The sequence below is a fragment of the Arthrobacter sp. APC 3897 genome (genome assembly GCF_030407495.1).
Classification (GTDB): domain Bacteria; phylum Actinomycetota; class Actinomycetes; order Actinomycetales; family Micrococcaceae; genus Arthrobacter_B.
In genome coordinates this window covers 1-5,268 of the sequence record NZ_JASDDG010000057.1, presented here as the reverse complement: position 1 = coordinate 5,268, position 5,268 = coordinate 1, and the positions used below count along the sequence as shown (strand labels likewise).

At 64.1% G+C, this 5,268-nt stretch carries 6 protein-coding genes and 2 pseudogenes; 4 read left to right on the top strand and 4 right to left on the bottom strand.

The annotated features are described in order from the left end of the window. The 3 genes and pseudogenes from QMA10_RS17605 to QMA10_RS17595 all read left to right on the top strand — a co-directional run. Positions 1-1,494 (top strand): GMC family oxidoreductase N-terminal domain-containing protein (locus QMA10_RS17605; RefSeq protein ID WP_290170525.1); only part of this gene is annotated, 1,494 nt, incomplete at its 5' end. Positions 1,495-1,627: 133 nt separating this feature from the next. Beyond that, positions 1,628-2,482, top strand: coding sequence for an aldo/keto reductase (locus QMA10_RS17600; protein WP_290170523.1), 855 nt, complete (start codon positions 1,628-1,630; stop codon positions 2,480-2,482). A 178-nt stretch (positions 2,483-2,660) separates the two neighbouring features. Next, positions 2,661-3,086 (top strand): annotated as a pseudogene (locus QMA10_RS17595) (DUF4032 domain-containing protein); the annotation flags it as partial. A 573-nt stretch (positions 3,087-3,659) separates the two neighbouring features. On the opposite strand, the gene QMA10_RS17590 reads toward QMA10_RS17595, so the two are convergent. Next, positions 3,660-4,001 carry a YciI family protein gene (locus tag QMA10_RS17590; protein ID WP_290170521.1) on the bottom strand — a complete coding sequence of 114 codons (342 nt, stop codon included), beginning with the start codon at positions 3,999-4,001 and terminating at the stop codon, positions 3,660-3,662. 62 nt (positions 4,002-4,063) lie between these two features. Beyond that, entirely contained in the window at positions 4,064-4,534 is a 471-nt protein-coding gene (locus tag QMA10_RS17585) for a DUF2332 family protein (protein WP_290170527.1), read from the bottom strand. Here QMA10_RS17585 and QMA10_RS17580 point away from each other — a divergent pair. Further along, entirely contained in the window at positions 4,496-4,633 is a 138-nt protein-coding gene (locus QMA10_RS17580; RefSeq protein ID WP_290170529.1) for a hypothetical protein, read from the top strand. The genes QMA10_RS17585 and QMA10_RS17580 overlap by 39 nt on opposite strands. Here the strand turns inward: QMA10_RS17580 and QMA10_RS17575 are convergent. Together QMA10_RS17575 and QMA10_RS17570 are read right to left on the bottom strand one after the other, a co-directional pair. Continuing rightward, a pseudogene (locus QMA10_RS17575) lies at positions 4,618-4,806 on the bottom strand (DUF2332 family protein); the annotation flags it as partial. The gene QMA10_RS17580 and the pseudogene QMA10_RS17575 sit on opposite strands and share 16 nt — an antisense overlap. Next, the gene (locus QMA10_RS17570; RefSeq protein ID WP_290170519.1) at positions 4,766-5,044 is read right to left on the bottom strand and encodes a DUF2332 family protein; all 279 of its coding nucleotides are present in this window, start codon (positions 5,042-5,044) and stop codon (positions 4,766-4,768) included. The pseudogene QMA10_RS17575 and the gene QMA10_RS17570, both read right to left, overlap by 41 nt. Positions 5,045-5,268: the final 224 nt, after the last annotated feature.

Below are 5,268 nucleotides of genomic sequence, written 5' to 3'. Positions count from 1 at the left end.
GGCGCCGGCTCCGCCGGCTGCGTTCTTGCCCGCCGGCTGCTGGACGCCGGACACACCGTCACTGTCCTGGAAGCCGGAGGAGATGACACCAATCCGATGATCGCTAACGTCCATGCCGCCGGCGGACTCTGGCACGGACCCGAGGACTGGGACTACTACACGGTTGAGCAGCCCGGTGCCTCCAACCGCCGCATTCATCTGCCCCGCGGCAAGGTGTTGGGCGGCTCCCACGCGCTCAATGCCACCATCTGGGTGCGCGGCGCCAAGCAGGACTATGACACCTGGAACTACCTCGGCTGTCCGGGCTGGGGCTGGGAGGACGTTCTGCCCGTGTTCCGTGCCATCGAAAATTACGACGGCGGCGCCTCCGAGTCCCGCGGCGCCGACGGCCCGCTTGACGTCGTCGGGAATTTCCCCATGAACCCGGTACAGGAGTCCATCCTGGCCGGCGCCGAGGAAATGGGCATCAAGATCAACGAAGACTACAACTCGGGCGACGTGGAGGGCGCGTCCAAGATGCAGCTGAACATCCGGGACGGCAAGCGCTTCAACACCTGGCACGCCTACCTGCGTCCCGTCCTGGACAATCCGAACCTGACCCTGCTCACCGGCGCCACCGTGCGGCGGCTCCTGATCGAGAACGGTGCAGTGACGGGCGTCGAATTTGAGCAGGACGGCGGAGTCAGAAAGGTGCGAGCCGGCGAAGTCCTCTTGACCGGCGGGGCGATCGGCTCACCTGAGGTGCTGCTGCGTTCGGGCATCGGCCCGGCCGAAGAACTGAGGGAGGCCGGCGTCGACCCCGTTCTGGACCTGCCCGGCGTGGGTAAGAACCTGCACGACCATCTGCTCTCCCCCGTCATTTACACCACCACGGCCAAGCCCGTTCCTGTGCCGGAAGTGGGTGCTGCGGAGACGCACCTGTTCTGGAAATCCCGTCCGGACCTGGCCGTGCCGGACACCCAGCCGATCCACTTCTCCCTGCCCATGTATTTCCTGGACTCCATGAGCGGCCCTGAGAACGGGTTCTCCCTGGTTGCCGGCATCGTCCGTCCGCTGAGCCGCGGTGAGATTACTCTGTCCGGGCCCGCGCCGTCGGACCCTATCCGCATTGATCTGGGCGCGCTAACCGAACAGGCCGACGTCGATTCCCTCGCGGCGTCTGTCCGCCAGTGCCGGGAACTGGGCCGGACATCCGCGCTGGCCGACGAGTGGGGCGCCGAGGAAATCTATCCCGGCCCGCAGATTACTGACAGCGCCGAGGATCTGGAAAGGTATGTCCGGGACACCGCGGTCACCTACCACCACCAGGTTGGCACCTGCAAGATGGGTCTGGACGCCCTGGCAGTGGTGGATCCGCGAACCCTGCAGGTGCATGGCATGCCCGGACTGCGGATTGCCGATGCCTCCGTGATGCCGCTGGTCCCCACGGGCAACACCAATGCACCCACCATCATGATCGCCGAACGCGCAGCCACCATGATTCTGGGAGGCTGACCGGGACCGGCCCCGGGGCTGATCTGCTGTCCCGGAGCTTCCTTCGGCGGCACGCCGTTCCGAACCGCGCCGGGCCGCGGGACCATGGCGTTGGGGGCAACGCGTGTTTCGCCAAGATGGAGGAGCAGAGCCCATGATGCTGAATGAGACGTACACCCTGGCCAACGGCCTGCAGATCCCGAAACTTGGGCTGGGCACGTGGTTCATCGAGGACAGCAGTGCTGCCCGGGCGGTGCAGGAGGCACTGGCGATCGGTTACCGCAATATCGATACCGCGCAGGCCTACGGAAATGAACGCGGTGTCGGCGAGGGAATCCGTTCCGGCGGGATGCCCCGCGGAGATCTGTTCGTGTCCAGCAAGCTCGCTGCGGAGATCAAGGACTACGCGGATGCGGTTGCCGCCATCGACGGGTCTCTGGCCGTGATGGGCCTGGACTATCTGGATCTGATGCTCATCCACAGTCCCCAGCCCTGGAATGACTGGCGCGGCGGGGATTATGCGGAAGGCAACCGGGAAGCATGGCGGGCACTCGAAGAGGCTCAGCAGGCGGGAAAGCTCCGGTCCATCGGTGTTTCCAATTTCCAGCAGCAGGACCTGGAGAACATCCTCTCTGTCTGCACCGTTGCCCCGCAGGTCAATCAGGTGCTGGTGCATGTGGGCAATACTCCCTGGGACCTCCTCGCCTTCTGCACGGAAAAGGACATCCTGGTTGAGGCCTACTCCCCTATTGCCCACGGCGAGATGCTGAAAAACAAGGACGTCAGCGCCATGGCTGAGCGGTACTCCGTGACCGTCCCCCAGCTCTGTATCCGCTACACACTGCAGCTGGGGACGGTGTCACTGCCCAAGACGTCCAACCCTGAGCATATGAGGAGCAACGCCGACGTCGACTTTGTCATCTCCGAGCAGGACATGGAGACGCTGAAGCACCAGCACATCAGCGACTACGGCAGGTACAGCAAGTTTCCGGTCTTCAGCGGCAAGTAGGGGTTGCACTGCTGGTCGACGCCGCCAACGGTAAGCGCCTCGCGGACAACGCCGGATCCTTTCCTGAACATGCGGCGGCCCCAGCGATTGATTTAAACTCGGTTTAAGGGGGCCACCGCATCTGCTTTACCCCCCCCATCCCCGTTTCACCAGGACGTTCCATAAAAGGCATGTTCTTATGACCGAACCCGCTGGCGGCAAATGGCGCGAGGAGCCAATGGACTGGGATCAACAGGGCAAACTGCCCCGGCTTCATCCCTCAACTCCGCACATGGACCCCGCGTCCCTGAACATTACCGCAACCTCGATGGACCCCGGGCTGCTGGACCTGCCATGGCATCTACCGCTCGAAGACTGGCCCAAAAACAGCTTTGCGGCACTGCCCCGGGGTATCTCCCCCCACGTCGTCCGCTTCGCACGAATGGACGGCTCGCTGATAGCGGTCAAGGAAACCAGTGAGCACGCGGCCCGGCAGGAATACCAGATGCTGCGCAAACTCCGCCGGCTCAATCTTTCCAGCGTCGAGCCGGTGACCGTCATTACGGGCCGCCACGATGCGAAGGGCCAGGAACTGCAGCCGGTCCTCGTCACCAAGCACCTGCGCTATAAGGCTCAGCCTCCTACCAGGCCGACCCGTGCAACGATATTCGCCAACGTTGCGACCTTGCTAGCCGTGCCGTTTCTGCTTGCGCCATGGCTTCTGGGAGGGCTCCTCGGCGCTCCCTACCAGCAGCTGTGGGCCATCACTATTGCCATAGCCCTGTTACTGGTCAATCTTTGGGTGAACTGGGGGTGGTGGGTTAGGACTGATCGAGCGATTCTCAAGGACTGGTTTTTCTCGGCTGTGGAGGCCGCCCCGGCCACGATCATCAGCGTACTCATCGTTCAACCTGGCGATCGTGTCGGTTACACCTGGGTTGCTTTGGTTTTCATCATTGGACTTGCGTCAGCCAACATAAGAGCCGCCTACCGCCGGCGCAATAACGCCGGTAATACCGGCGCTGCACCGGCGCTACCAGGTCAGCCTACAGGCGTTTCGTATTCACGCAGATATCCGCCGTGGAGTCGAAGAGCATCGAGGATGATCGCCGCCGATGCCCTGTGAAGCACACCCGGCGGCAGCATCCCGGCGACCCGCTGCACAATCCGCGTTGTGGCCAGCGGAGCGTTGCGCTGCTCAGCTGAGGGGATCGTCCTGGAATACGCGGACTTCCTGGGCGCAGCGGCAGGACCGCGCGATCCTTGCCGCCCACTTTATCGCGGCATCCCGGGAGGGCAGCTCCAGCACTGCATAGCCGCCGTCAATCTGCCGGGTCTGCGGGTAGGTGCCCTCGATGACCGTGCCGGCGCCGTCCACCATCACCGGCGGAACGCTCTCGTCGATGCCTCCTCCGAAGACCCACACGCCGGCGTCCTTCGCTTCCTGCATCACCGCATGGGCTGCGTCCGCGACGGCCGGCAGGTCCTCCTTCGGGAAAACCATGGCGCTGCCGGGGAACGAGATCAGGTACTTGGTCATGCGACGGCTCCCTCATCGTGGTGGTACGGTCCGGACCATTGTGTCCTATGCGGGCACCCCGCTCATACCCCGCCGACGGCAACGTCGAGACTTTCGTAGGACTGGCCGTGCGGGCCCACCAGGGCATGGGCACGGCCGTTGACCGCCAGAACCGTGCGGCCGTTGATGGGCCTGCGAACCTGTCCGGTGACCGTCGGCAACACTCCGGCTCCCTCATTGCTGATCCAGATCACCTCCGGGTACATCTCTATCAGCTCGACAAAGCGCTTCCGGTCCTCGCAGTGCAGATAAACGAGCACCGCACTGTGAAACACCACAACCCTGGATCCGGCAGGTGCCCGGGCGATGAGTTCGGGGACGGTGTCCAGGAGATCACCCCGGAGGAGCTGCGCCGGCTCTTCCGCCGCCAGGCGCACAGCAGCACGGAGACGACGGCGCCGCTCGTCGTGTTCCGGCCACACCAGTGCCTCAAGCCAGTCCATTTGTTCCGGATCATGAACGTCGAGCGGATTGAGTCCGCGCCGGCGCGCCAGACGACATCGGGCACCCGGGGAGGCAGTCCGGCGCCGTCAATGCTGCACCGGGCCACCACGGCGCTGGGACCGGTGGCCGGATCCAGCACGGTGACGTGACCATCGACGTCGTAGTGGTAGCTGTACCGGTCCGGGTACAGGCACAACCCTGCCGACGCGCCCGCTTCAATCAGACTCAGCGGGCCCTCAAGCCGGCTCAGGACCGGCAGCAGCACGGCGCACCGGCCCGCTTCATTTGTTTGCGTGGAGCGTGAGTGAATGACTGTGGCCACGTCGGCCCAGGTGCTGATCAGCCAATCCCTCAGCCGGCCGTATCCCTGCTAGGGCACCCAGCAGACGTGCCGCGGCGAAGACCAGGTTGGGTTGGCGTTTGATCCGGGGCAGGGCGCCAATGAGGTCACAGACCCCCGGATCCCGGGAGATTCCCCGTGCCCATTCCTCGTAGATCGGGGAAACGTTTCGGGCTTCGACGTCGGCAAAACGTTCATAAATCTCTGCTACCCCATTCATGGCGTCACCCTAACAGGCTCATCTCCCGCTGCCGGCCGAGTGCAGAAACTGCCCGGGGAAAGGAACGGAGCCATGTCACGCTCGTTTGATCCTGTGGGAAAGCGCAATCCAAACCTGAGGGCCTGGGCTAGAAGGGCGGTGGGTCGCCGCCGTCGTCAGGGAGCTCGTCGGCAGGGATCCAGCCCGACATCGGGATTGGTGCGCACTCCGCGGCGTCTTTATCC